Genomic DNA, 22,518 nt, shown 5'->3' with positions numbered 1-22,518 from the left:
CGACCCTTCCACCTCCACCTCCACCTCGAAAGGAATCCGCATGCCCAACATCATCCGTCTCGGCGACGCCACCTCCCATGGCGGCAAGGTCACGCAAGTCAGCGCCAGCCATTTCAAGGTCGGCGGATTGCCCGTGGCGCGGGTGGGCGACGTCTGCAGCTGCCCGCAGAAAGGACACGACAATTGCACCATCACCGAAGGACATCCCCATCACAAGATCGATGGCCTGGCCGTCGCCTACGAAGGCCACATGACCAGCTGCGGTGCCACGCTCATTGCCAGTACCGGCAACTTCAGTGCGCAATAGGGTGGCCCCGGAAGGCCGTCATGCTGCAGCGTCGCGCGATGGGAGGGCATCAGTTGCCCTGGCGGATTGTCAATCCCCCAGATCGATGGTCTCCGCCAGGCGCACTGCCCCGGGCGTCTCATACATGGCCGCCACCCAGGCCTGATCGGCATCTGCGGCATGCGCGTTGAGCGTAGCCGCAACGAACTGGATGGAAGCGCGATCCAGGCTGGCATAGGGATCGTCCAGCAGCGTGAGCGTGGCGTGGGCGGCGAAGGCCGCTGCCAGGTAGACCTTGCGCTTGCTGCCGGTGGAGAGCATGAAGAGCTTCTTCTCCAGATGCGGCGTCAAGGACAAGCCTTCGGTCAGCGCCGGCAACTGCGCGTGATCGAAATGCGGATAGCGTTCAGCCAATGCGGCAAACACTTCCGGCGGCGTCATCTGGTCATAAGCCTCGGTGCGCGGATCGATGAAGAACACCTGGCGGCGATAATTCTCAGGCTCGCTGTCCAGCCGCAGGCCGTTCAACTCCAGCACCCCGTCGCGCGCGGGCATCAAGCCGGCCAGCAGGTTGAGCAGCGTGGTCTTGCCGCGGCCATCGCCCCCGCGCACCAGGGTCACGCCGGGCGCAATGCGGGCCGAAAAATCCTGGAACAGATCCAGTCCGGGATAGGAAAAATTCAGGCGCGATACCAGCAGCAGCGCTGCACGGTCGGAAGCTTGGGTCATCGGTGGTGATCGTGGCGATGGGAAAGGGGAAGTCGATTGTGCTCAGGACCGCTGGCGCCGCGCCGCCTGGCGCTTGGCTTGCTCGGCAGCCTGCTTTTCCTTCCTGGCATCGGCCAGCATCGCCAGCGCCAACGCCAGCGGCGGATACAGCAGGATCAGGCCGCTCCAGTCGTGGTCCGACAGAAACATCAGCGCGGCAATACACAGGTCGACCGCCATCAGGACCATCAATGGCCAACCCACGGGCGCACCCAGGAAGGTCTTGTGTCGCTTGTTCTTGAAATACAGTGCCATGCCATTCACCCTGCTTTGTCGTTCGCTGCATGGCTGCCTGGCCGCGCCGCAGGGGCGCATTGACGGGCGGGCAACATGCTGGCGATGGGTTGTCTCCTGCCCGGGATTATAGAAGATGTCGACCGCCAGGAGGACGCCCGGGGCACATCTTCCCATCCGGCAAAAATGGCCCAGCCTGTGGGAAAACAAAAAAAACGGTCCCGGCAACTGCCGGGACCGTCGTCCTTGGTCTTGCTACCGCAAGAAGGCAAATCAACGCGCCCTGGCCGCCCCCGGCCACATGCGCACCACCAGCGCCAGCACGGCAGCCAGCACGGCCAGCGCCACCACCGCGATCCAGCCCCACTGCGCCAGGGCCAGGCTGCCCAGGGCGGCACCGGCGGCCATGCCGATGAACATGCCCACGAACAGCACCGCATTCAAACGGCTGCGGGCGCCCGGTTCGATGCTGTAGACGATGGTCTGATGCGCCACCAGCGTGGCCTGCACGCCCAGGTCAAAGCCGATGGCGGCCAGTGCCAGCAAGACCAGTTGACCCTGCGTCGAGAACCACGGCGACAAGGCCATCGAGGCAAAGGACAGCGCCGCCAGGCTCACGCCCAGACGAGTCACCAGCTCCGGACCCTTCTTGTCGGAGATGCGGCCCGCAAGAGGCGCCGCCAGCGCACCGGCAGCACCGGCCAGGCCGAAGGCACCGGCAGCGGCGCTACCCAGATGGAAGGGCGCGCCATGCAGCATCACCGCCAGAGTCGACCAGAATGCCGAGAAACCAACCGACAGCAAGCCCTGGGCCAGCGCGGCACGACGCAGCGCGCCATGCTTCTTCACCAAGGTGCCGAGCGACCCCAGCAGCGCGCCATACGACAGGTGCGTAGTCGGATGGAAACGCGGCAGACCGCGCCAGGCGGCCAGACCGATGAGGGCGATACTGGCCGAGGCGCCGACGAACATGGCGCGCCAGCCGAAGTGCTCGGCCACGAAACCGCTCACCACCCGCGACAACAGGATGCCCAGCAGCAAACCGGTCATGACGGTGCCAACGATGCGACCACGATGCTGTTCCGGCGCCAGGGTGGCGGCGGCCGGGACGATGTCCTGGGCCAGCGTGGCCGTCAGGCCGATGGCCAGGCTGGCCGCCAGCAGTGCCCCGATGCCCGAGGCCGCACCAGCCAGCAGCAGGGCGACCGTCAGGATGGCCGCCTTGATGAGGATGATGCGACGGCGGTCATAGCGATCGCCCAGCGGCGCCAGCAGCAGGATGCCCAGCGCGTAGCCCAGCTGGGTCGACATCGGCACCATGCCCACGGCGCGCTCGGAGGCGCCGATGTCATCGGCCAGCACGCCCAGCATGGGCTGCGAATAGTAGAGCGAGGCCACGGCCAGGCCGGCACCGGTGGCCAGCAGCCCGATCAGTCCGACCGACGGACCGTGGGCATGGGGATGGGGAGAAGCCGCAGCGGCGGCGCCTGTATGCGTCTTGGGAATGCTGTTCATGATGGAACCTCGATAAGATGGGTCTGGCGGCCGGCCCGGGAAATCCCCCTCCTGCCAGCGTTGGAACGGATTGTCCGCCTCCCGGCTCGCATCTGGTAGTAGCGCCCACGGCAGAATTGTTATACGTTAGCCGTATGACCAAGCCTCTCTCCCCTGCCCCGAGCTTTTCCGCCACCGGCCTGACGGACCGGATCGAGCTGATCCAGACCTTCGTACGCATCGTCGAGGCCGGCAGCCTGTCGGCGGCGGCGGCCCAGCTCGCGACCACGCAACCCACCGTCAGCCGCCGTCTGCAGGCGCTGGAACGCTCGCTTGGGGTGCGCCTGCTGCAGCGCTCCACGCATGCCATGAAGATGACCGAGGACGGCGAACGCTGCTACGAGCGTGCCAAGGAACTGCTGGCCGGCTGGGATGAGTTCGAAAGCGAATTGCGCGGGGCCCGCCAGCATGCCGAAGGTACGCTGCGGGTGGTGGTGCCGCACGCCTTCGGTCAGAAGCAGCTGATCGCGCCCTTGTTGCAGTTCATGCAGCGCCATCCGCGCATCACGGTGGAGTGGTTGCTGCATGACCGGGCGGCCGATTTCATCAGCCAGGGCATCGATTGCGCCATCCAGGTCGGGGAGGTCAACGATCCCTCGGTGGTCGCCATCCACCTGGCCGAGGTCCCGCGCATGACGGTGGCAGCACCCTCCGTGCTGCAGGGGCGCGCCCTGCCCCGCCAGCCGGAAGACCTGGCCGGCTTCCCGTGGATCGCCATTCCCGCCTTCTACCGCCGCGAGATCACGCTGACCCACGCCACCAGCGGCGAGCAGCGCCAGGTGGGGTTTCGCCCGCAACTGGTCACCGACAGCCTGTATGCGCTGCGCAACATCGTCATCGAAGGCATGGGTGTGGCCGTGGGTTCATCCTGGGTGCTGGCCGAAGACGTGGCCGCCGGCCGCCTGGTGCAACTGCTGCCCGAATGGGAGCCGGCGCCGCTGCCGGTGTCGCTGATGTACCCGTATGCACGTTTCTACCCGGCGCGGCTGCGCCACTTCATCGACACCATGAAGGAAGCCATGCCTGCCGTCGTGCACCAGGCCGTGGGACGGGGGGCGCCGGGCGTGGACCCGGGCGGGATATGAAGCTTCAGTCCAGTCGCATGGTCTTGTGGCTGGCGTAGTGCTGATGCCATGTGAAGGCTTCTGCCAAAAGATGGGGCGTATGTCCCCCGGCCCGGCAGGCGCGTTCGAAGTAATCGCGCAACTGCGGCCGGTAGTCCGGATGGCAGCACTGCTCGATCACCTTCACGGCGCGCTCGCGCGGCGCCAGGCCGCGCAGGTCGGCCAGGCCCCATTCGGTGACCAGCACATCGACGTCGTGTTCCGTGTGATCCACATGCGAGACCATGGGCACCACGCTGGAGATCGCCCCGTCCTTGGCCACCGACTTGGAGACGAAGATCGAGAGTTGCCCGTTGCGTGCGAAGTCACCCGAGCCGCCGATGCCATTCATCATGTGCGTGCCGCCTACGTGGGTGGAATTGACGTTGCCGTAAATGTCGAATTCCAGCGCGGTATTGAGCCCGATGATGCCCAGCCTGCGCACCAGTTCCGGATGATTGCTGATTTCCTGCGGGCGCAATACCAGCTTGTCGCGATAGCGATCGAGATTGGCCAGGAAGTGCGCATACTTGGCCTGCGACAGGGTGATCGAGGAGGCCGAGGCAAAGGCCAGCTGGCCCGAGTCGAGCAGGTCGATGGCGCTGTCCTGCAGCACCTCCGAATACATCACCAGATCGCGGAAGGGGGACTCCACCAGCCCGTGCAGCACCGCATTGGCAATCGTGCCGATGCCGGCCTGTAGCGGCGCCAGCGTGTGCGGCAGGCGTCCGGCTTCCACTTCGCATTCGAGGAAGTGGATCACATGGCGCGCGATGGCGCGGGTCTCGTCGTCCGGCGGCAGCACCGAGGAAGGACTGTCGGGGGTCTCGGTGAGCACGATGGCCACCACCTTCTCGGGATCGAAGGGAATGGTCGGATGGCCGATGCGGTCACCTGCGGCCGTCAGCGGAATCGGCTTGCGCTCGGGGCGCGCGGCGGGCAGGTAGATGTCGTGCAGCCCTTCCAGCGCCAGCGGCATGCTGGTATTGAGCTCGATGACGATATGGCGCGCCTGCTCCACGAAGCTGGCCGAATTGCCCACCGACATGGTCGGCACGATGCCTTCTTCGGTAATGGCGGCGGCCTCGATGACGGCGATGTCGATGCGCGAGGGCGTGCCGCTGCGCAATTGCTCGGCGGTCTCCGAGAGGTGCTGGTCGATGAACATGACCTCGCCTGCATTGATCTTCCTGCGCAGCGTCGGGTCCACCTGGAACGGCAGACGCCGCGCCAGCAGGCCCGCTTCGGCCATCAGTCCGTCGCTGCCATTGCCCAGCGAGGCACCGGTGATGACGGTGAAATGCAGTTCCTCCTGCGCCGCCCGGTCAGCCAGCGCGCGCGGCATGGCCTTGGCGTCACCGGCGCGGGTAAAGCCGCTCAGGCCGATGGTCATGCCGTTGTGGAAGAAGGTGGCCGCCTGGGCGGCAGACATGAGCTTGCCGACCAGGGCGGGCTGGCCAATGCGCTGACTATCCATGAGAGTGTGCTCCTGCTCGGGTTCTTTAAGGGGGGACAGGGGCATCCTTGACGGACTTCCTGCATCTTGTTTGCTTCAAGTATAGGAGCCCGCAGGTATGCACTGTATGATTAAAATTCCGCCGTTCCAGTCGGAAAATGAATACACCCCACTCCCCCAAAATTGACTGCCGAAAGCTGCTGCCATGGATATTCGCGCCCTGCGCTACTTCACCGAGACGGTTCGCCAGGCCAGCTTCAGTCGTGCCGCCGATGCCCTGCACGTGACCCAGTCCACCGTCAGCAAGATGGTGCGGCAGCTGGAGGATGAGGTCGATGCCCCGCTGCTGGTACGCGACGGCCGCCGCCTGCAGCTCACCGATACCGGGCGCGTGGTCTACGAACAGGGCCAGCAGATCCTGGCGTCCATGCAGCGGCTGGACGCCGAGGTACGCGACACCAAGGCGCTGCGCTGCGGCCGTCTGGAGATCGGTATCCCGCCCATGATCAACATCCTCTGCACCCCGGTATTGAAGGCTTTCCGCGAACGCCATCCCGAGATTGCCATCGTCCTCAAGGAAGACACCGGCCCGCAGATCGAGGAGCGCGTGGCCCATGGCGAACTGGAGATCGGCATGACCGTACTGCCCGCCGATCCCGAACTGGAGCTCCAGACCCTGCCGGTGGCGCGTTACCCCATGTGGGCGGTGGCGCAGACCGGGCGCTTCCAGAAGCATCGCACCACCCTGCGCTGCGCCCAGCTCGATGGCATGCCGCTGGTGCTGCTCAACAACGAATTCGGCCTCACCCGCAGCCTGCGCGGCATGTTCGGCCAACTGGGCATCGAGCCCGAGATCGTGGCCCAGAGCGCCCAGTGGGACTGGCTGGTCGCCATGGCCCTGGCCGGCATGGGCGCAGCGCTCTTGCCCGAGCCCTTCATCCACCGCCTGGCCACCAACCAGTTGCAGGCAGTCCGACTGGTGGAGCCGGAAGTGCAGTGGCAGGTGGCCTACGTCACGCGCGGCGCTTATCTCTCCTATGCGGCACGCGCCTGGATGGCCTTGAGCGAGGAATTGTTTGCCGGTGGACGCGTGCGCAAGTGAGCCCCGCGGGCAGCGCAGTGCAGAGGGACGCGCAGCGCGGGCATTCCATTTTGGAATGGAATCGGCGAATTTAAGTCATGCCGTGCATGGTTCGGTTTCCTATACTGGACTTGCCGAACCCTGCCGCCCCTCCTCACCCGTGAAGGCGGAACCGGAATGACGTCGTCACGCCAGTGAGTGCGCAGGGGTCGGCATTCTCCCTGCAGTGCCTGCCCTGCTCCCTCTGCCCGCTCGCCCGCTCCATCATGCCGCCGCTTCCGTCGTCGCGTTTTTCCGCACGGTTTTTGCCGTACCGCTTTCTCCTGCTGCACTATTGCCGCCGCTGCCGCACCCGCGTGGAGCGCTGGCAGATGCAGTTCCCGCTGCGCCATGCCAACCTGTCCGAGGGCCTGCGTGCGGCCTGTGGCGCGGCGGCCATGCTGCTGCTGGGCGAGTGGCTGGGCAATCCGCTGTTCTCGTGGGCGGCCATCGGCGCCTTCCTCACCAGCCTGGCCGACAGCGCCGGTTCCAATCGGGCGCGCCTGGCCTCGATGGGCGGTTTCGCGCTGGTCTCGACGCTGGGTGGCATGATCGCCGCCAGCGCCGCCGGCTGGAGCGTGGAAGCGGGTTTGCTGACCATCATGGCCTGCGCCGGCGTGGCCGGCTTTTCGCGCATCTATGGTGCCGCTGCGGGCCTGGTCCTGATGCTGGCTGCGGGCGTCTCGGCCATCATGGCCGACGCCCCGGTGCTGCTGTGGCCGCTGGCGCAGAGCCATGTGCTGATTTATCTTGCGGGCTGCCTGTGGGCGCTGCTGCTGGGCCTGACGGTATGGCGCATCCACCCCTTCGCTCCCGCGCGCCAGGCCGTGGCACGCGCCTATGGCACGCTGGCCGAGCTGGCCGCCCTGGCCGCAGCCACGGACCTGGAAGACGCCGCCTACGCCGTGCATGCAGCCGAACTGGCCGCCCACACCCGCCGCCACGCGCGCTTCGATCTGGCCGCCGCCCAGCGTACGCTGGATGCGGTGGCCGTCGAGCGCACCGAGTCACGCCGCCTCTACGAAAATCTGCTGGTACGCCTGGCCCGCGCCGACGCACTGCTCGATGGCATCACCGTCCTGGCCGATCTGCAACTGACGCATTACCAACCCCTGCAAGCGCGGCGGCGCAGTGCCCGCGTGCTGGCTGCCATCGCCAGCCAGTTGCAGGCCATGCAGCGCGAGATGCAGCGTGGCCAGGCCATTGCCGCCGATGAAGACGCGCGCATCATGCTGCGCCTGCGCCAGCTGGTGGCGCGCCTGCCCAGTGGCACGGGACGGCTGCTGCAGCAGCTCGATACACCGCTGGCGCCGGGTGCCGACGATCCTGCGCGCCTCAAGGAGGCCGCCCGCGCCGGACGTGAGCGGCGCTACTGTGTGGCTGCCCTGCTGCACCGCCTGCGCGCACTGGGCCGCAAGGCGGCGCTGCACGTGCGTGCCGGTTCGGCCGAGTGGTATCACGCCTGGCGTTGCGCTGCGGCCGCCGGACTCACCTACCTGATCGTGCATCTGCTGGCATTGCCCTTCGGTTACTGGGCCACCATGGCCACCATGCTGGTCATGCAGCCCAGCATTGCCGAGAGCTGGTCGCGCAGCATGGAGCGCGCCATCGGCAGCGTGGTCGGCGGCGCGCTGGCCGTGGCCGTCTGCCTGGTGGTGCATTCGCCGCTGGGGCTGGCGTTGCTGGTGTTCCCGCTCACGGTGCTGACCATGGCGCTGCGTCCGGTCAGCTATGGCCTCTATGCCACCTTCCTCACGCCCGTGTTCGTGTTGGTGGCCGATGTCGGCGGCGATCCTGCGCATGAGCTGGCCAATGCCGCCTTGCGGGCCGGCAACAACGTCATCGGGGCGCTGGTGGCGCTGGCGGCCAGTTATCTGTTCTGGCCGCGTCGCCAGCAGGAAGATCCGCAAGGCCAACTGCGCCAGATGGCCAGCCTCAACCTGAGCTATCTCATCGCCGCCCTGGCGGTGCGCGACCACGTCGCCGACAAGGCCGGCCTGGCCTCCCTGCATGCGCACCGGCGCGCGGCCTGTGTGGCCAATGTGGAGGCCGGGCTGCTGTTGCAGCGCCTGGCGCGCGAACGCGGCTGGCCACCACGCGACCAGGGACGCGGCCGCATGGCGGTGGCCCTGTCGCGTCGGCTGGCCGCTGCCGCCAGCCACCTGTGGGCGCATCCGCAACCGGTCCAGTCCGCCGTGCCGGACTGGTTGCTTGCCGTGCAGCAAGCCCTGCAAGACCAGGACTTCTCTACCCTGCAGGCCCTGACGCGGCAGCGCCCGGCCCCGCTGCAACTGGCCCAGGCGGCAGCGGTGGAGACCGCCTGCCTGCTGGTCTCGGCGCTGACTGCGGGAGCGGCAGCAGAGGCCGCAGAGACAACGCAAGGAAATTAACGGAAACAAATTCCCTCATCCCTGTTCGAACCGGAAAAAGCGCTGCGCGCGTATCACTTCAACAACACTCTGGATGGAAGGGAAGGGATGAACCTGGATCTTGATTTTCTGTACAACATGAACGAGGGGCCGCTGCGCTCCGGGTTGATCGTCCTCGGGGCGGCACTGGTGGCGGTCGTGGTGGCCATTGTCCTGCACCGCATGGGCGTTGCCCTGGTGCGACGCCTGGCGCGCGGACGGCCCTTCACCACGACGGCGACCACCGTCACCTTCAATGCCAGCCGGGCCTGCGTCATCCTCTTCATGCTGCGCCTGGTCCTGGCCGGCGCGCCGGACAACACGCCGGGCCTCACGCGCATCTCCTATCTCACCTCGATTGCTTTCATCCTGGCGCTGACCTGGTTCTTCATGCGTTGCGTGAAGTCGGTCAGCCTGACCGTGATCAATCTCAATCCCTATGATGTGGCCGACAACCTCAAGGCGCGCCGCATCCTGACCCAGACCCGCGTGCTCTCGCGCAGCGCCTACTTCATCATCGCCCTCTTCGGCCTGGCTTTCGTCCTGCTGACCTTGCCCGGTGCACGGCAGTTCGGCGCCAGCCTGCTGGCCTCGGCGGGGGTGGCCGGTATCGTCGCCGGTATTGCCGCCAAGCCGGTACTGGGCAACTTCTTTGCGGGTTTGCAGATCGCGTTCTCGCAACCGATCCGCATCGATGACGTGCTGATCGTAAAGGGGGAATGGGGCCGCGTGGAAGAGATCACCGGGACCTTCGTCGTGGTCAGGATCTGGGACGAGCGACGCATGATCGTGCCGCTGCAATGGTTCATCGAGAATCCCTTCGAGAACTGGACCCACACCTCCTCCACCATCCTCGGTACGGTCTTCCTGTGGCTCGATTTCGCGGTGCCGACGGCCGCCATCCGTGCCGAGTTCGAGCGGGTCTGCCAGACCCTGCCGCTATGGGACAAGCGCGTCTGCGTGATGCACGTCACCGATACCAGCGAACGCAATATGCAGGTCCGCCTGCTGGTCTCGGCCAAGGATTCGGGGGCGGCCTTCGACCTGCGCTGCCAGATCCGCGAACACATGCTCGGCTTCATTGCCAACCACTATCCCGAGGCCCTGCCCCGCCTGCGCGCGGAGGTCTCGCCGCGCAACCGGCCGGAGGCGCTCGATACCATCATCGATGGTGCGCCCGGCGAAAAAAGTCCCTGAACGAAATGAAGCGGGCCGCACTTGCGTGCGGCCCGCCTGGAGCCAACGCTGGCGCACCGGCTGGTCCGGAGCGCCTTTTTTTCGGCCGCAAGGCAAGCGCCTTACTGGTTCGAGATGGCCAGTTCGCCATTGGCACGGGCTTGTGCCAGCTCGGCGCGGACTTCGTCACGGGTCCGGCTGGAGGCCACTGCCTTGACGTCCTGGTCGCGATCGCTCACCAGCAGCTGGCCAGCCGCACGGGCTTGCTGCAATTCGGCCACGACATCGGCGCGGGTCTTGGTGGAGACGAAGGTGGTGTCGGCAGGATACGGGGCTTCGGCCTTGGCAGCGCCCATGGCGGTGCTCAGCAGCAGGGTGGCAAACAGGGTGCGGGTGATGTTCTTGGTGTTCATGGTGGTTTCCTTTTTCGTGAGAGAGGATGCGCACGTCAATCCGTTCCGGGGTGGTGGATCAGTCATCGCGTGCTGTCATCTTGGTACCCAGTGTAGAGATTGACGGCACGGAGAAAAAGACGAAAAACCGGAATTCATTGTTCCGTAAAACACTAACAATTCCGGGGCGGTGCAGGTGGCGCCTGCAAGTCCTCCTTGAGGGAGGAAGAAACGCCTGAATTCGCTCTGGCCGTTCGCAGAGAAAACTTAGAAATGGAAGTTGAGGTTTCTAAAGAAGCCGATCAGTAAAAACTTAGAGAAATCGAAACAGAGCTTGCGCCGAAGCGGCCGGTGCAATGAGAGCTTGGTGCCTCAGGGATTGCTGATTGGTGGATGATTCAGTCATTGTGTGCCGTCATCTTGGAGTCGGGTGCAGGGATGGCGGGCGCGGGGATGAAGACGCAAGATCGGAATTCATCATTCCGGAATGCCGAGCAAGATGCAGATGAAAAACTTATAAACGGAGTCCAATGAAACTTATAAATGTAAAATGCGAAATCTAAGTTTATTGAATCGACAAAATTCACTGAATATTGCTCTTCTACAGAGGAGAAATGTCTCGCGGCAAGGCGAGGTAGATAGTCCAAAAAACTTAGAAAATGGGAGGGTGAGGGCGAGCCAGATTTGACGTTGCAAAATCGGGTCCCTGTTGCGGCGCGCCAGCATGTCGGGCGCAGAAAAGGTCAGGCGGACCTCACTACCGGCGACCGAGGGGAGAGAACGTCGCTTTCATGAGGCCCGCCTGGGGAGAAACTGTCGCACCGGCTTCCCCGGTGCGTTTGCTGCGGCCCCGACCGGACGCGTGTGCCGGTCAGGACGGCGTCTTGCCAGTTACAGCGAAGGCGCCTGGCTGTTGCTGATGGCGCTGCCGTCACGACGGGCCTGTTGCAGCTCCTGTTGCACCTGGGCGCGGGTGAGGGTCGAGTGGAAGGGCTTTTCCACCGGATACTGTTCGCTCACCAGCAGTTCGCCATCGGCGCGGGCCTGCTTCAGTTCGGCGCGCACATCGGCGCGGGTCTTGGTGGAAACGAAAGGCTTGTCCACCGGATACTGGTCGCTGACCAGCGTGTCGCCGTTGGCGCGGGCCTGTTGCAGGTCGGCGATCACTTCGGCGCGGGTCTTGGTCGAGACGATGGGGCTTTCGGGCGGATACGGGGCCTCGGCCATGGCGGCGCCAACGGCGGAGGTGAGCAGCAGAGCGGCAAACAGATTCCTGGCAATGTTCTTGGTGTTCATGATCGTTCCTTTGTGGGTGAGAGGATGAGCACTGCAACCTGTGACTACCCTTGTGGTTCAGTCGTTGTGTGCTGTCATCGTGGAACCCAGTTTAGGGATCCTGGCCACCGAGAAAAAGCCGACAAAGCGGAATACATCATTCCAGATACGCGAACAATCAGTTTTTTCGACTCTGTGCTGTGTGTTTTACACCGCAGCTGCACATGGAATTTTGGCAATAAACGACATTTTCATGCTCTCGATATGTCGCGCAAGCCATTGATATAAAAGGGCTTGTGGGAAATTATCTTCATATCGGCCATTTGCCGTCAGGGTTTTCTTTTGCGCCGCCACAAAGTTTTCTCTATCTGGCCCATAGAGAATGCCAATGACTTGTTCAACTATTTTGAGCAAGTTTTTCAGGCAGTCGCTATATGTGATGCGATATAGCGATACGCGTCTCCGGCGTCATTTCCTTCAGCCTTCACGGGACCAGCCCGGTATGACGCAAACAATGAGTGGTCAGAAAACCGCTCATCCATTTGCGGCATCCGGGAGGCCGAGAAAGAGAGCTTGTCCGACATAGCGCAACAGCAGCCTTGCCTATAGTGGAAGACACGGATCACCGATCCAGCAACCCGTCATCGCGGCGGGTTGACGCCTTGATTGAAGCCTCTGGCTTTTCGATAAACACAACGCAAGGAGGTAAGCATGAAGACTCGTCACATTCTGGTCTCGTCCCTGCTCATGGCCCTGGCCGGCAGCGCCATGGCACAAAATGCGCCGACCAGCGGCAACGCCATGGGGGCCGCACCGACTGCGCCCATGAGTGCGGCGTCCGGCTCTCCGTCGGCGGTGCCGTCCAATGACCCCTTCGTACAGAAGCGCCAGGCTGACGCCGACGCCAAGGCGCAGTACAAGGCGCAGAAAAAGGCCGCCAAGCAAGAGTACAAGGCCGACAAGAAGGCTGCCAAGGCACAGCTGAAGCAGGAAAAGATGGAGTCCACCACCCAGCGCAATGAAGCCCTGGCGGCATCGCCTGCGACCAGGACGGACAAGACTCACTAAGCAGACAGCCTGATTCTTGAGGATTATCCCCGGCCGCGGTCGGGGATTTTTTTTGGTTCTTCGAAGAATTCCGTAGAATTTGTTGGGCGATTGTCTCAGCGTGTGCGCAGCTTGCGTGCGCTGGCAGCAGGTGCCTGCGCTTCCACCGCGATGCGCGGCGGCAGGCATTCCAGCAACCAGTCGATGAACACGCGCAGGCGTTGGCTGACGTGCCGGTTCTGCGGATAGACCACGTGGAAGGGGTAGGGCTGAGGCCGCCAGGGACGCAGGATCTCCACCAGTGCCCCGCTCTCCAGAGCAGCGCGCGCCGCATAGCTGAAGGTCTGCACGATGCCTAGGCCGGCCACAGCGGCGGCCAGATGGGCATTGCTTTCATTGACGCCGACGCGGTGCTCTACCTTGATCTCTTGTCGTTCACCCCGGCGCGCGAAGCGGAAGGGAAAGGCGCGGCCGTTCTGTGGCGACAGGTAGCTCACCAGGCGATGGCCGTTCTTCAATTCGTCCGGATAGGCCGGCGTGCCGAACTGCTTCAGGTAGGCGGGCGCGGCGCAGGTCAGAAGAGTTGCGTTGCCGAGGTGGCGCGCCACCAGCGTGGCGCTCTCCAGCGGCCCGCCACGGATGACGCAATCGATGTTGTCGCTGATGAGATCGGCGGAACGATCCGACACGCCCAGGTCGATGCGGATATCCGGATAGCGCGCCGTGAAGGCCGGTAACGCCGGGATCAGCACGTCTCGTGCGGTGGAGCCGCCCACATCCACGCGCAGGTGACCGCGCGGCTTGCTGCGGGCGACGTCGAATGAGGTGTCGATATCCTCCAGGTCGCGCAGGATGCGGGTGGTCTTTTCGTAGTAGTCGCGGCCTTCGGGCGTGACCGTCACGCGCCGGGTGGTCCGCTGCAGCAGGCGTACGCCCAGGTGCGCCTCCAGTTCCTGTATCTGCTTGCTCAAGGTGGCATTGGGCATGTCCAGCGAATCGGCTGCCCGCGTGAAGCTGCCCGCTTCCACCACGCGCGCGAAGCCGCGGATGGCTATCAATTGATCCATGTCGTCTTGCCCTTTCACGGGTGCCGGTCGTTGGCGAGGGGTCAGATTATCCATGTACATGGATAGTTATTTTGATTTTACACGCTTTATCGACAAAGCCCGGCTCGCTAAAGTGCAGCCATGCCCTCGACGCACTACGGCACAGCCGCAGCAGGACAGGCATGAACCCTCTTACCATTGGCAGCACTCACTCTTGAAGGAGCATCAGCATGAACAAGCAACTCGACGGCAAGATCGCACTCGTCACCGGCGGCACCAGCGGCATCGGCCTGGCAACCGCCCAGGAACTGGCCGCGCAGGGGGCGCGCGTCTTCGTCACGGGCCGCCGCCAGGCCGAACTGGATGCCGCCGTGGCCAGCATCGGTGCAGCGGCCACCGGCATCCGGGCCGATGCCTCGGTCTTGTCCGATCTCGACCAGGTCTATGCGCAGATCGCCCGTACTGCGGGCAAGCTCGACATCCTCCTGGCCAACGCCGGTGGTGGCGACATGATGCCGCTGGGTGCCATCACCGAGGAACACTTCGACCGCATCTTCGGTACCAATGTGCGGGGTGTGCTGTTCACGGTGCAGAAGGCATTGCCGCTGCTGGTCGATGGCGCCTCGGTAGTGTTGACGGCATCGACCGTGTCAATCCAGGGTACGGCCAATTTCAGCGTCTACAGCGCCAGCAAGGCGGCGGTGCGCAACTTCGCCCGCTCCTGGGCGCTGGACCTGAAGGAGCGCGGCATCCGCGTCAACGTGGTCAGCCCCGGTCCGGTCCGCACGCCCGGCCTGGGTGGGCTGGTGCCCGATGAGGCGCGCTAGGGCCTGTTCGATTTCCTGGCCGCGCAGGTACCGCTGGGCCGCCTGGGCGAACCGCAGGAAATCGGCAAGGCCGTGGCTTTCCTGGCCTCCGATGCGGCCAGCTTCGTTAACGGCATCGAGCTGTTCGTGGACGGGGGGATGGCGCAAGTATGAGCGACCCGCTCAGAAAAAAATGCCGGCAACGTGCCGGCATTTTTTGTTTTGATCTGCGCTCAATTGCGTCCCTGCCGCCACAAGCGCCGCGCCAGCCAGGCCGCCGTCACCACCTGCAGCAACATGAAGGCGGCGACCGCATTCCAGCCCGAGTGCTCCCAGAACCAGCCCCCCGCCGAACCAAGCACGCTGCCGCCCAGGTAGTAGGACAGCAGGTAGAGCGAGGCTGCGTGACCGCGGCCGGTGCTGGCCATGCGTCCGACCCAGCTGCTGGCGGCCGAATGCGTGGTGAAGAAGCCAATGGTCAGCAGGACGATGCCCACAATCACCACGGACAGTGAGGCCGTGCAGGTCAGGAACAGGCCCGCGCAGGAGGTGGCGATGCCGGCTGCCACCAGCGGTGCGCGACCATAGCGGTCGGCCAGTGCGCCGGCCCACGAGGAGGACACGATGCCGAACAGATAGGCACTGAAGATCAGCCCGGTGAGGGTGGCCGAGAGCGAGAACGGTGGGCTCATCAGGCGAAAGCCCGCGTAGTTGTAGGAGGTGGCGAAGATGCCCATGTTCAGCGCGGCAATGCCGAAGGTCAGCGGCAATCGCGCATGTCGCAGATGACGTTGCCACAGGGCGACATGATCGCGCAGTCGCATCGACCCATTGCGCACGAAGTTGCGCGAGGCCGGCAGCATCAGCACGAAAGCGAGCGCCAGCGCCAGGTCCAGCGCACCGATGGCGAGCATCGCATGACGCCAGCCGATGTGCTCGGAGAGCATGCTCATCGCCACCCGCCCCGCCATGCCGCCGAAGGCATTGCCACCCACGTAGAGGCCCATCGCATAACCCAGTCCCCCCGCATCGATCTCTTCGGCCAGATAGGCCATGGCCACTGCCGGTACACCGCCCAGCGCAAAGCCTTCGGCCGCACGTGCGGCCAGGATCAGTTCCCAGGTCGGCGCCACCCCGGCCAGCAGGTTGCAGCAGGCGGCCGTAGCCAGCGAGGCGAACATGAGCTCCTTGCGGCCATAACGCTCCGAGACCATGCCCGCCAGCAGGATCGCCAGCGCCAGAAAACCGGTCGACAGGGACAGCGCCAGCGAGGCGCTGGCCGCGCCGATGTGGAATTCGCGCGCGAAGGCCGGCAGCAGCGGCTGCACGCAATACAGCAGCGAGAAAGTGGCAAAGCCGGAACAGAACAGCGCCAGCACGATGTTGCGATACGCCGCCGAGCCACGCACGGCACCACGCGGCGGGGAAGCGGCAGGCTTGGCGGCGGAACCGGCCGGGCGCACACCGGCAGTGCTGCCGGCGGTGGTGGAATCGGAAAGGGACTGCATGGCATTGCGCGCGCAGGAGGTGGGGCCGGCGCACGGGGTGGGTTGTGGAGTGATGCAGTCTGGAATAAATCGGCTATATTGTCCAATATATGGGATCTACCCTAGCCATCTATCAAACAGATATCACAAGGCTCAGACATGGAACTCCGACACCTCCGCTACTTCCTGGCCGTGGCCGAACAGCGCAGTTTCACCCGCGCTGCCGAGAAGGTCGGCATCGGCCAGCCGCCCTTGTCGATGCAGATCAAGGATCTGGAAGCCGAGATCGGGGGCGCCCTCTTTCTGCGCACTTCACATGGGGTGGAGCTCTCCGAGGTGGGCCGCGTGTTCCTGCCGCATGCCCAGAAGGCCATGGACGACGCCGAGCAGGCGCTGCGCGCGGCCCGGCAGGCGGCCAGCGGTGAAGCGGGTTTGCTGCGCATGGGTTTCACTTCCTCGGCGGTGTTTCATCCCGTGGTCTCGCACGCGCTGCAGCAGTTCCGTGAGCGCCACCGCAAGCTGGAGATCTCGTTGAGCGAGGGCATCACCGAACAGTTGCTGGCCGATATCGCCGCCTCCCAACTGGATGCGGCCTTCGTGCGCATCGTCACCGCACCGTCGGACGAGCTGGGGGTGGTGGAGCTGCCGGCAGAAAAACTGAAGGTGGCGCTGCCGCGCTCGCATCCGCTGGCGCGGCGCAAGTCGCTGCATCTGCAGGACCTGGCAGGGGAGAACTTCATCATGGTGCCGCGTGGCAAGGGATCGGCGCTCTATGACAACATCTTCAGCGCCTGTCAGGCCGCCGGATTTGATCCCCAGGTGATCCAGCTGGCGCCGCAACTGACCTCGGTCATCAATCTGGTGGCCGCCGGACTGGGCATTTCCATCGTGCCCGAGGCCATTGAACAGGTGCAGCTGGCGCAGGTGCGCTACATCGATATCCGCGCGCCGGCGCCGCGCGCGCAACTGTCGCTGGCGTATCACCGCCAGTCGATTGCGGCCTCACGCTTTGCGGCGCACTTGCAGCGTTCGCTCAAGCGCGCAACCCATGACAAATGAAGCGGATGAAAAGCAACGGGAACAGGAACGGCCCTAGTTGGACTTGAAGCGCCCCAGCACCGAGTTGGCCTGTCGCAGGAAGGCGCGCGGATGGACTTCCACCAGCCGTTCCAGCGCGGGCAGCATGCGCTCCAGGGCGATGGTCAGCGCAATGTCGCTGATCTCCTCGCCCCACAGCACCTTCTGCACAAAGGCCGCCGGGCCGATCTCGCCGATGAGGCTCATGCTCATCTGACGCTCCAGAGTGTCGGTGCGCGGGCCGAAGGTTTCATCGAAGATGCGCAGGATGGCCGCTTCCAGTTCCGCCGACTGCGCCTGCCGTTCGGCCTCGGCGTCCTGGTCGGTGACGTGACGGTTCTCCGGGGGGATGGGCGCGGGACGCTGGCTGTTCTCGATGAGCGCGCTGGCTTCCCCTGCCATGCGGCTCAGTTGCTGTACGTGCAGCGTCAGTGCGCTGATTTCGGCCAGCAACGCCCGCAGCGGCATCGGCTGTGGCATGTCGGATCCGGCGGGCCCTGCTGGATGTGGAATCATCGTGTTGTCGTCAGCCAGGCGCTCAGGCCCGGTCCCGTGCATGCTGCTTGAATCAATCGCCCCGGCATGACCACCCCCGCGCGGCCCCGCCGGCTCCCGTTCATCCGGCCTGCGCAGCCGGTATGGAGTTTCTCTGTGGAAACACATGGAAGTATAGTGCGCTGCAAAAATTTACGCATGGAAATTTCAGAGGGACTCGGCGAAGAAGCAACAGGAGCGCCGTAATGATTGTTCAGATGATAATAGAAAATCACAGAGTTGCGTTTTTTCATTGTCTGTCATTTAACACCCCGGTGAGAATTGCACTGCATGGGCTGCGGCATATCGTCGCAGCAAGGTCGCAGGCCCTTGGGACGGGGCTTGCAGGGCGTTGGTGAGTCGGGGGCCGTCAGCCGTTCATCAGGTTCAGGCAATATAATGAGAATCGTTCCTGAAATTCGATCAGAAGAAAAACCATGCGTCTTACTGAACTTGCCAAGGGGGTCGGCGCCGTCGTCGACCAGGTGACTGACCAGCATGCCGCCGATGCGGTGGCCGCGCGCCTGCGCGATCTCGGCTTCGTGCGCGGTGAACCGGTGCGGGTGGTGGCCAGCGCGCCCTTTGGAGGCGACCCCATCGTGGTCCAGATCGGTTCGACGCGCTTCGCCCTGCGCCGTGCTGAAGCCGAACGCGTCACGCTGGCCACGGGAGCGGCGGCATGAGCGGCGGCGCACTCAATATTGCCCTGGTCGGCAATCCCAATTGCGGCAAGACCGCCCTCTTCAACCAGCTGACCGGCGCGCGCCAGAAGGTGGCCAACTATGCCGGCGTGACGGTGGAGCGCAAATCCGGTGTCTTCACGGCGCCATCCGGACGGCAAGTGCGGGTGGTCGACCTGCCGGGCGCCTACAGCCTGCAATCGGTCAGCCCCGACGAACGCGTGACGCAGGCCGTGCTGGCCGGTCGCTACCCCGGTGAGGCGGTGCCTGACCTGATCGTCTGTGTGGCCGATGCCACCAACCTGCGCCTGCACCTGCGCTTCGTGCTGGAAGTGCGACGCCTGGGGCGGCCCATGGTGCTGGCGCTGAACATGATGGACGCCGCCGCGCGGCGTGGCATGCGCATCGACGTGGGCGCGCTGTCGCAGCGACTGGGCATGCCGGTCATCGAGACCATCGCCGTGCAGCGCGGCGGTACCCGCGCGCTGGTCGCGGCCATCGATGCGCGGGCGCCGGTCCCCTCCCCGACCACGCAGCAACCCGATGACCTGCACGTCGAAGTACGCGCCCTGCTGGCCGATACCGTGGTGATGCCGGCCCCGACCGACCGCCGTGATGACGCGATCGATCGCATCGCGCTGCATCCGGTCTTTGGCGTGCTGTTGCTGGCGCTGACCATGTTCCTGGTGTTCCAGGCGGTCTATGCCATCGGCAAGCCCATGACCGACGCCATCGCCGACGGCTTCGGCACGCTGGGTGAGATGGTCGGTGCGTGGCTGCCGGAGGGGCCCCTGCGCGGTCTGGTGACCGATGGCCTGCTGGCCGGGCTGGGTACGGTGCTGGGCTTCCTGCCGCAGATCCTGGTGCTGTTCTTCTTCATCCTGCTGCTGGAGGAATCGGGCTACCTGCCACGGGCGGCCTTCGTGCTGGACAAGCTGATGGTCTCGGTGGGGCTGTCGGGACGTTCCTTCATTCCCCTGCTCTCCAGCTTCGCCTGTGCCATTCCCGGCATCATGGGCGCGCGCAGCATCACCGATCCGCGTGACCGGCTTGCCACCATCCTGGTCGCACCGCTGATGACCTGTTCGGCGCGCCTGCCGGTGTATGCCCTGCTGATCGGCGCTTTCATTCCGCATCGCCCGGTGCTGGGCATCTTCAACCTGCAGGGGCTGGCGCTGTTCTGCCTGTATGTGGCGGGGATTGCGGCCGCCATGCTGGTGGCCTGGGTGGCCAAGCGCATTGGCCGCTCGCGCCAGGAGCGCGCGCTGTTGATGGAGCTGCCCTCCTATCGCCTGCCCAACGCCCGCGACATCGCGCTGGGGCTGTGGGAGCGCGGCGCCATCTTCCTCAAGCGCCTCACCGGCGTGATGCTGGCACTGACCGTGCTGATGTGGGCCATCTGTACCTTCCCCTCGGCACCCGAGGGCGCGACCCGCGCGGCCATCGATTATTCCCTTGCCGGTTATATCGGTCACAGCCTGCAAGCGATATTCGCTCCGCTGGGCTTCAACTGGCAGATCAGCCTGTCGCTGATTCCGGCCTTTGCTGCCCGTGAGACTGCCGTGGCCACGCTGGCCACCGTCTATGCGGTCGGCGGCGAGGAAGGTGCGGCCCTGCAGAGCGCGCTGGCTGCGCATATCTCGCTGGCCAGTGCCCTGTCGCTGATGGTGTGGTTCGCCTTCGCGCCGCAGTGCATGTCGACCCTGGCCATCATCCGCCGCGAGACGCAGTCCTGGCGTCTGGTGGCGCTGTCCTTCGGCTACATGTTCGTGCTGGCCTATGCGGCCTCTTTCCTGACCTACAACGTGACGAGGTGGCTGGCGTGAATCACACCCTGTGGTGGCAATATGCGGTCATTGCCGCGCTGGTGACGGCCAGCGCCCTCTACATGCTGCGCAAGCTGGCGCCCTCGGTGAGCTGGCGCTGGCAGGCGCGCCTGGCCAGCTGGCTGTTGCGACGCCGGTCGGGCATGTGGCAGGCGCTGGGCCGGCGCTGGTTGCCGCCGGCCAAGGCGGGCGGCTGTGGCGGTGGCGCCTGTGACGGCTGTGGCGACAGCGGCGAGGCGCTGCCACCGCTGGAACAGAAAATCCAGTTTCATCGCCGCCGCTGACGTCGCACGGCGGCGATGGTCCTGCTCAGTGCAATTCTTCGGCCTCGAAACCGGCGGCGCGCAAGGCTTGCAGCACCTGAGCCAGATGCGGTCGGCCGCGAGTCTGCAGGACCAGTTCGATATCCACGTTCTGCGCCGCCAACAGGGTGAAGGCGCGCTGGTGGTGCACTTCATCGATGTTGGCACCAGCCTCGGCCACGATGCCGGTGATGCGGGCCAGCGTACCGGGCACATCCCGTGAGCTGACCTTCACCCGCGCCAGGCGTCCGGCGCGCACCATGCCGCGTTCGATGATGGCCGTCAGCAACAGCGGGTCGATGTTGCCGCCCGACAGCACCAGCCCTACCCGCTTGCCGCGGAAGCGGTCCGGATAGCGCACCAGTGCGGCCAGGCCGGCGGCGCCCGCCCCTTCTACCAGCGTCTTTTCAATCTCCAGCAGCATCAGCACGGCTTGTTCGATATCGCCCTCGTCGACCAGCAGCAGCTCATCGGCTTCACGCGCGATGATGGCGCGGGTGAGCGTACCGGGCGTTCCTACCGCGATACCCTCGGCAATGGTGCTGGCGCCCACCGGGTGCTCGGTGCCCTTGACCGCGTTGACCATGGTCGGGAAGCGCCGCGTCTGCACGCCCACGATCTCGATGTCCGGCCTGATCGCCCGCGCGGCCACGGCCATGCCGGCCAGCAGGCCGCCACCGCCGATGGAGACCACCAGGCAATCCAGGTCCGGTACCGCCTTCATCATCTCCAGCGCCACCGTGCCCTGGCCGGCGATGATGGCCTCGTCGTCATAGGGATGGACGAAGGTCAGCCCTTCCTGCTCGGCCAGTTCGTAGGCATGGGTGCGGGCCGCTTCGAGAGTATCGCCATGCAGTACCACGTTGGCACCGAAGCCGCGCGTACGTTCTATCTTCACGCCCGGCGTGAAGCGTGGCATGACAATGGTGGCCGGCAAGCCCAGCCGTTGCGCGTGATAGGCCACGCCCTGTGCATGGTTGCCGGCTGACATGGCCACCACCCCGCGCGCCCCGCCTTGGCTGGCGGCAACATCCACCATCTTGTTGCAGGCGCCGCGTTCCTTGAAGGAGGCGGTGAATTGCAGGTTCTCGAATTTGAGGAAGACCTGGGCGCCGACGATCTGGGACAGCGTGCGCGATTCCACGCAGGGTGTTTCCAGGATCTGGCCTTGCAGCCGGCGCGCGGCGGCTTCGATGTCGTTGAGCGTTGTCATGTTGAGATTGTAGAGCCAATGCACGGGTTTGTAGCAGTTCGATCAGGGATGGCGCAAGGATGGCGGTAAATCAAAGCCGAAGGCCCCGCCGCTTGCAGATTCGAAAAAAGAAGCGGCCGATTTTTGCGCAGTCATTGATCGCCGGCCCCCGGAAAATTACCGTCCGAACAAAGCAAAATTTCTTTGCAAGTGGTCATTGAAGTCCGCCGCTGCGGCGACTAGAGTAAAGACTCGTCGCGCCGCCAGCTGCTTCTTCGAGCAGACGCCCGCCAGCCCGGTTGCGGCACCCGGAAGTGCCGTGTGCGGCCTTCCCTTCTACGCAGATCCGAACAGTCTCAGCAGTTCTCACCAAGGAGATACCCATGAGCATGGCCACCCGGCACCCGGATGCCCGATCGTCCCCGCCCCTGCCCTTCAGTCCTCTTGTCCCGCCGCGCGAACGGATGCGCTACCAGCAGCGCACCACCCCGCTGCTGTTGAAACTGGTCGAGCTGGACCCGCGTGAAGTGATCGACGGCGTCATGACCCCCCATGGTTACCTGACGGCCGACGTCACCCCGGTCGGCCCCATGCGCGAGGCTTGCCCGCATTGCGAGGGGGTGGCGCTGCAACTGGTGCTGCGGCATCACCATGTAAAACGCAGCCACCTGTTTTGCCGCGTGTGCACGCGGGTGTATGACGCGCTCAACGAGAGCGGGTATTCGGTATTGACGATTTGATGCGGATCG

Annotated in this window: 22 protein-coding genes and 1 pseudogene; 12 read left to right on the top strand and 11 right to left on the bottom strand. The window is 64.8% G+C overall.

All coding sequences use genetic code 11. The features are described from left to right. Positions 1–40: 40 nt before the first annotated feature. Positions 41–307, top strand: a complete 267-nt coding sequence (locus HNO82_RS17190; protein ID WP_008333964.1) for a PAAR domain-containing protein — start codon at positions 41–43, stop codon at positions 305–307. Positions 308–376: 69 nt separating this feature from the next. On the opposite strand, the gene HNO82_RS17185 is transcribed toward HNO82_RS17190, so the two are convergent. The 3 genes from HNO82_RS17185 to HNO82_RS17175 all read right to left on the bottom strand — a co-directional run bounded on the left by HNO82_RS17185 (position 377) and on the right by HNO82_RS17175 (position 2,803). Then, positions 377–1,015 carry an ABC transporter ATP-binding protein gene (locus tag HNO82_RS17185; protein ID WP_175344533.1) on the bottom strand — a complete coding sequence of 213 codons (639 nt, stop codon included), beginning with the start codon at positions 1,013–1,015 and terminating at the stop codon, positions 377–379. Positions 1,016–1,057: 42 nt separating this feature from the next. After that, positions 1,058–1,309 (bottom strand): hypothetical protein, encoded by a 252-nt coding sequence (locus HNO82_RS17180; RefSeq protein WP_008333969.1) that lies wholly within the window; start codon positions 1,307–1,309, stop codon positions 1,058–1,060. Between the two features lie 252 nt (positions 1,310–1,561). Beyond that, positions 1,562–2,803 (bottom strand): MFS transporter, encoded by a 1,242-nt coding sequence (locus HNO82_RS17175; protein ID WP_008333972.1) that lies wholly within the window; start codon positions 2,801–2,803, stop codon positions 1,562–1,564. A 134-nt stretch (positions 2,804–2,937) separates the two neighbouring features. Between HNO82_RS17175 and HNO82_RS17170 the strand changes: the two genes are divergently transcribed. Continuing rightward, positions 2,938–3,927: a LysR family transcriptional regulator gene (locus HNO82_RS17170; protein WP_175344532.1), complete on the top strand. Its 990-nt coding sequence runs from the start codon at positions 2,938–2,940 to the stop codon at positions 3,925–3,927. Positions 3,928–3,931: 4 nt separating this feature from the next. Here the strand turns inward: HNO82_RS17170 and scpC are convergent, their stop codons facing one another. Then, positions 3,932–5,422, bottom strand: coding sequence for a succinyl-CoA:acetate CoA-transferase ScpC (gene scpC / locus HNO82_RS17165; RefSeq protein ID WP_008333984.1), 1,491 nt, complete (start codon positions 5,420–5,422; stop codon positions 3,932–3,934). Positions 5,423–5,606: 184 nt separating this feature from the next. Here scpC and HNO82_RS17160 point away from each other — a divergent pair, with 184 nt between their 5' ends. The 3 genes from HNO82_RS17160 to HNO82_RS17150 all read left to right on the top strand — a co-directional run bounded on the left by HNO82_RS17160 (position 5,607) and on the right by HNO82_RS17150 (position 10,126). Next, complete coding sequence (locus HNO82_RS17160) at positions 5,607–6,503, top strand: LysR family transcriptional regulator (RefSeq protein WP_008333985.1); 897 nt, start codon at positions 5,607–5,609, stop codon at positions 6,501–6,503. Positions 6,504–6,787: 284 nt separating this feature from the next. Next, positions 6,788–8,911, top strand: coding sequence for an FUSC family protein (locus HNO82_RS17155; RefSeq protein WP_249777032.1), 2,124 nt, complete (start codon positions 6,788–6,790; stop codon positions 8,909–8,911). 87 nt (positions 8,912–8,998) lie between these two features. Next, positions 8,999–10,126: a mechanosensitive ion channel family protein gene (locus tag HNO82_RS17150; RefSeq protein ID WP_175344530.1), complete on the top strand. Its 1,128-nt coding sequence runs from the start codon at positions 8,999–9,001 to the stop codon at positions 10,124–10,126. A gap of 101 nt (positions 10,127–10,227) precedes the next feature. On the opposite strand, the gene HNO82_RS17145 is transcribed toward HNO82_RS17150, so the two are convergent. The 3 genes from HNO82_RS17145 to HNO82_RS17135 form a co-directional block, all read right to left on the bottom strand. Continuing rightward, positions 10,228–10,518, bottom strand: a complete 291-nt coding sequence (locus HNO82_RS17145) for a DUF4148 domain-containing protein (RefSeq protein ID WP_008333988.1) — start codon at positions 10,516–10,518, stop codon at positions 10,228–10,230. An 870-nt stretch (positions 10,519–11,388) separates the two neighbouring features. Next, on the bottom strand, positions 11,389–11,793 hold the full coding sequence (locus HNO82_RS17140) for a DUF4148 domain-containing protein (protein WP_175344529.1): 405 nt from the start codon (positions 11,791–11,793) through the stop codon (positions 11,389–11,391). 186 nt (positions 11,794–11,979) lie between these two features. Continuing rightward, positions 11,980–12,186, bottom strand: coding sequence for a hypothetical protein (locus HNO82_RS17135; RefSeq protein WP_175344528.1), 207 nt, complete (start codon positions 12,184–12,186; stop codon positions 11,980–11,982). 297 nt (positions 12,187–12,483) lie between these two features. Between HNO82_RS17135 and HNO82_RS17130 the strand changes: the two genes are divergently transcribed. Beyond that, positions 12,484–12,840, top strand: coding sequence for a flagellar biosynthesis protein FlhF (locus tag HNO82_RS17130; RefSeq protein ID WP_175344527.1), 357 nt, complete (start codon positions 12,484–12,486; stop codon positions 12,838–12,840). Between the two features lie 95 nt (positions 12,841–12,935). On the opposite strand, the gene HNO82_RS17125 is transcribed toward HNO82_RS17130, so the two are convergent. Further along, entirely contained in the window at positions 12,936–13,886 is a 951-nt protein-coding gene (locus HNO82_RS17125; protein WP_175344526.1) for a LysR family transcriptional regulator, read from the bottom strand. Between the two features lie 209 nt (positions 13,887–14,095). On the opposite strand from HNO82_RS17125, the pseudogene HNO82_RS17120 reads away from it, so the two are divergent. Beyond that, a pseudogene (locus tag HNO82_RS17120) lies at positions 14,096–14,845 on the top strand (SDR family NAD(P)-dependent oxidoreductase). A gap of 59 nt (positions 14,846–14,904) precedes the next feature. Here the strand turns inward: HNO82_RS17120 and HNO82_RS17115 are convergent. Further along, positions 14,905–16,179 (bottom strand): MFS transporter, encoded by a 1,275-nt coding sequence (locus HNO82_RS17115; protein ID WP_175344525.1) that lies wholly within the window; start codon positions 16,177–16,179, stop codon positions 14,905–14,907. A gap of 138 nt (positions 16,180–16,317) precedes the next feature. On the opposite strand from HNO82_RS17115, the gene HNO82_RS17110 reads away from it, so the two are divergent. Beyond that, complete coding sequence (locus HNO82_RS17110; protein ID WP_008334000.1) at positions 16,318–17,217, top strand: LysR family transcriptional regulator; 900 nt, start codon at positions 16,318–16,320, stop codon at positions 17,215–17,217. Positions 17,218–17,250: 33 nt separating this feature from the next. On the opposite strand, the gene HNO82_RS17105 is transcribed toward HNO82_RS17110, so the two are convergent. Further along, positions 17,251–17,715 (bottom strand): hypothetical protein, encoded by a 465-nt coding sequence (locus HNO82_RS17105; RefSeq protein ID WP_175344524.1) that lies wholly within the window; start codon positions 17,713–17,715, stop codon positions 17,251–17,253. 491 nt (positions 17,716–18,206) lie between these two features. Here HNO82_RS17105 and HNO82_RS17100 point away from each other — a divergent pair, with 491 nt between their 5' ends. Genes HNO82_RS17100 through HNO82_RS17090 form a run of 3 tightly spaced genes read left to right on the top strand, consistent with a single transcriptional unit; the run spans position 18,207 to position 20,559 of the window. After that, positions 18,207–18,452 carry a FeoA family protein gene (locus HNO82_RS17100; protein ID WP_008334004.1) on the top strand — a complete coding sequence of 82 codons (246 nt, stop codon included), beginning with the start codon at positions 18,207–18,209 and terminating at the stop codon, positions 18,450–18,452. After that, complete coding sequence (gene feoB, locus HNO82_RS17095; RefSeq protein WP_034351729.1) at positions 18,449–20,275, top strand: ferrous iron transporter B; 1,827 nt, start codon at positions 18,449–18,451, stop codon at positions 20,273–20,275. Before HNO82_RS17100 ends, feoB begins: the two co-directional genes overlap by 4 nt. Beyond that, entirely contained in the window at positions 20,272–20,559 is a 288-nt protein-coding gene (locus HNO82_RS17090; RefSeq protein WP_175344523.1) for a DUF6587 family protein, read from the top strand. The genes feoB and HNO82_RS17090 overlap by 4 nt, the downstream gene beginning before the upstream one ends. A 25-nt stretch (positions 20,560–20,584) precedes the next feature. Here HNO82_RS17090 and HNO82_RS17085 read toward each other — a convergent pair whose 3' ends face one another. Further along, positions 20,585–21,790 carry a threonine ammonia-lyase gene (locus tag HNO82_RS17085; RefSeq protein ID WP_175344522.1) on the bottom strand — a complete coding sequence of 402 codons (1,206 nt, stop codon included), beginning with the start codon at positions 21,788–21,790 and terminating at the stop codon, positions 20,585–20,587. Between the two features lie 362 nt (positions 21,791–22,152). Between HNO82_RS17085 and HNO82_RS17080 the strand changes: the two genes are divergently transcribed. After that, positions 22,153–22,509 carry a hypothetical protein gene (locus HNO82_RS17080; RefSeq protein WP_175344521.1) on the top strand — a complete coding sequence of 119 codons (357 nt, stop codon included), beginning with the start codon at positions 22,153–22,155 and terminating at the stop codon, positions 22,507–22,509. The last annotated feature ends 9 nt before the right edge of the window (positions 22,510–22,518 follow it).

Source organism: Herbaspirillum sp. C9C3 (assembly GCF_013359625.1).
GTDB lineage: Bacteria > Pseudomonadota > Gammaproteobacteria > Burkholderiales > Burkholderiaceae_D > Herbaspirillum.
Note: the sequence above shows the minus strand (reverse complement) of the source record. Positions and strands in the feature narration are given on the sequence as shown.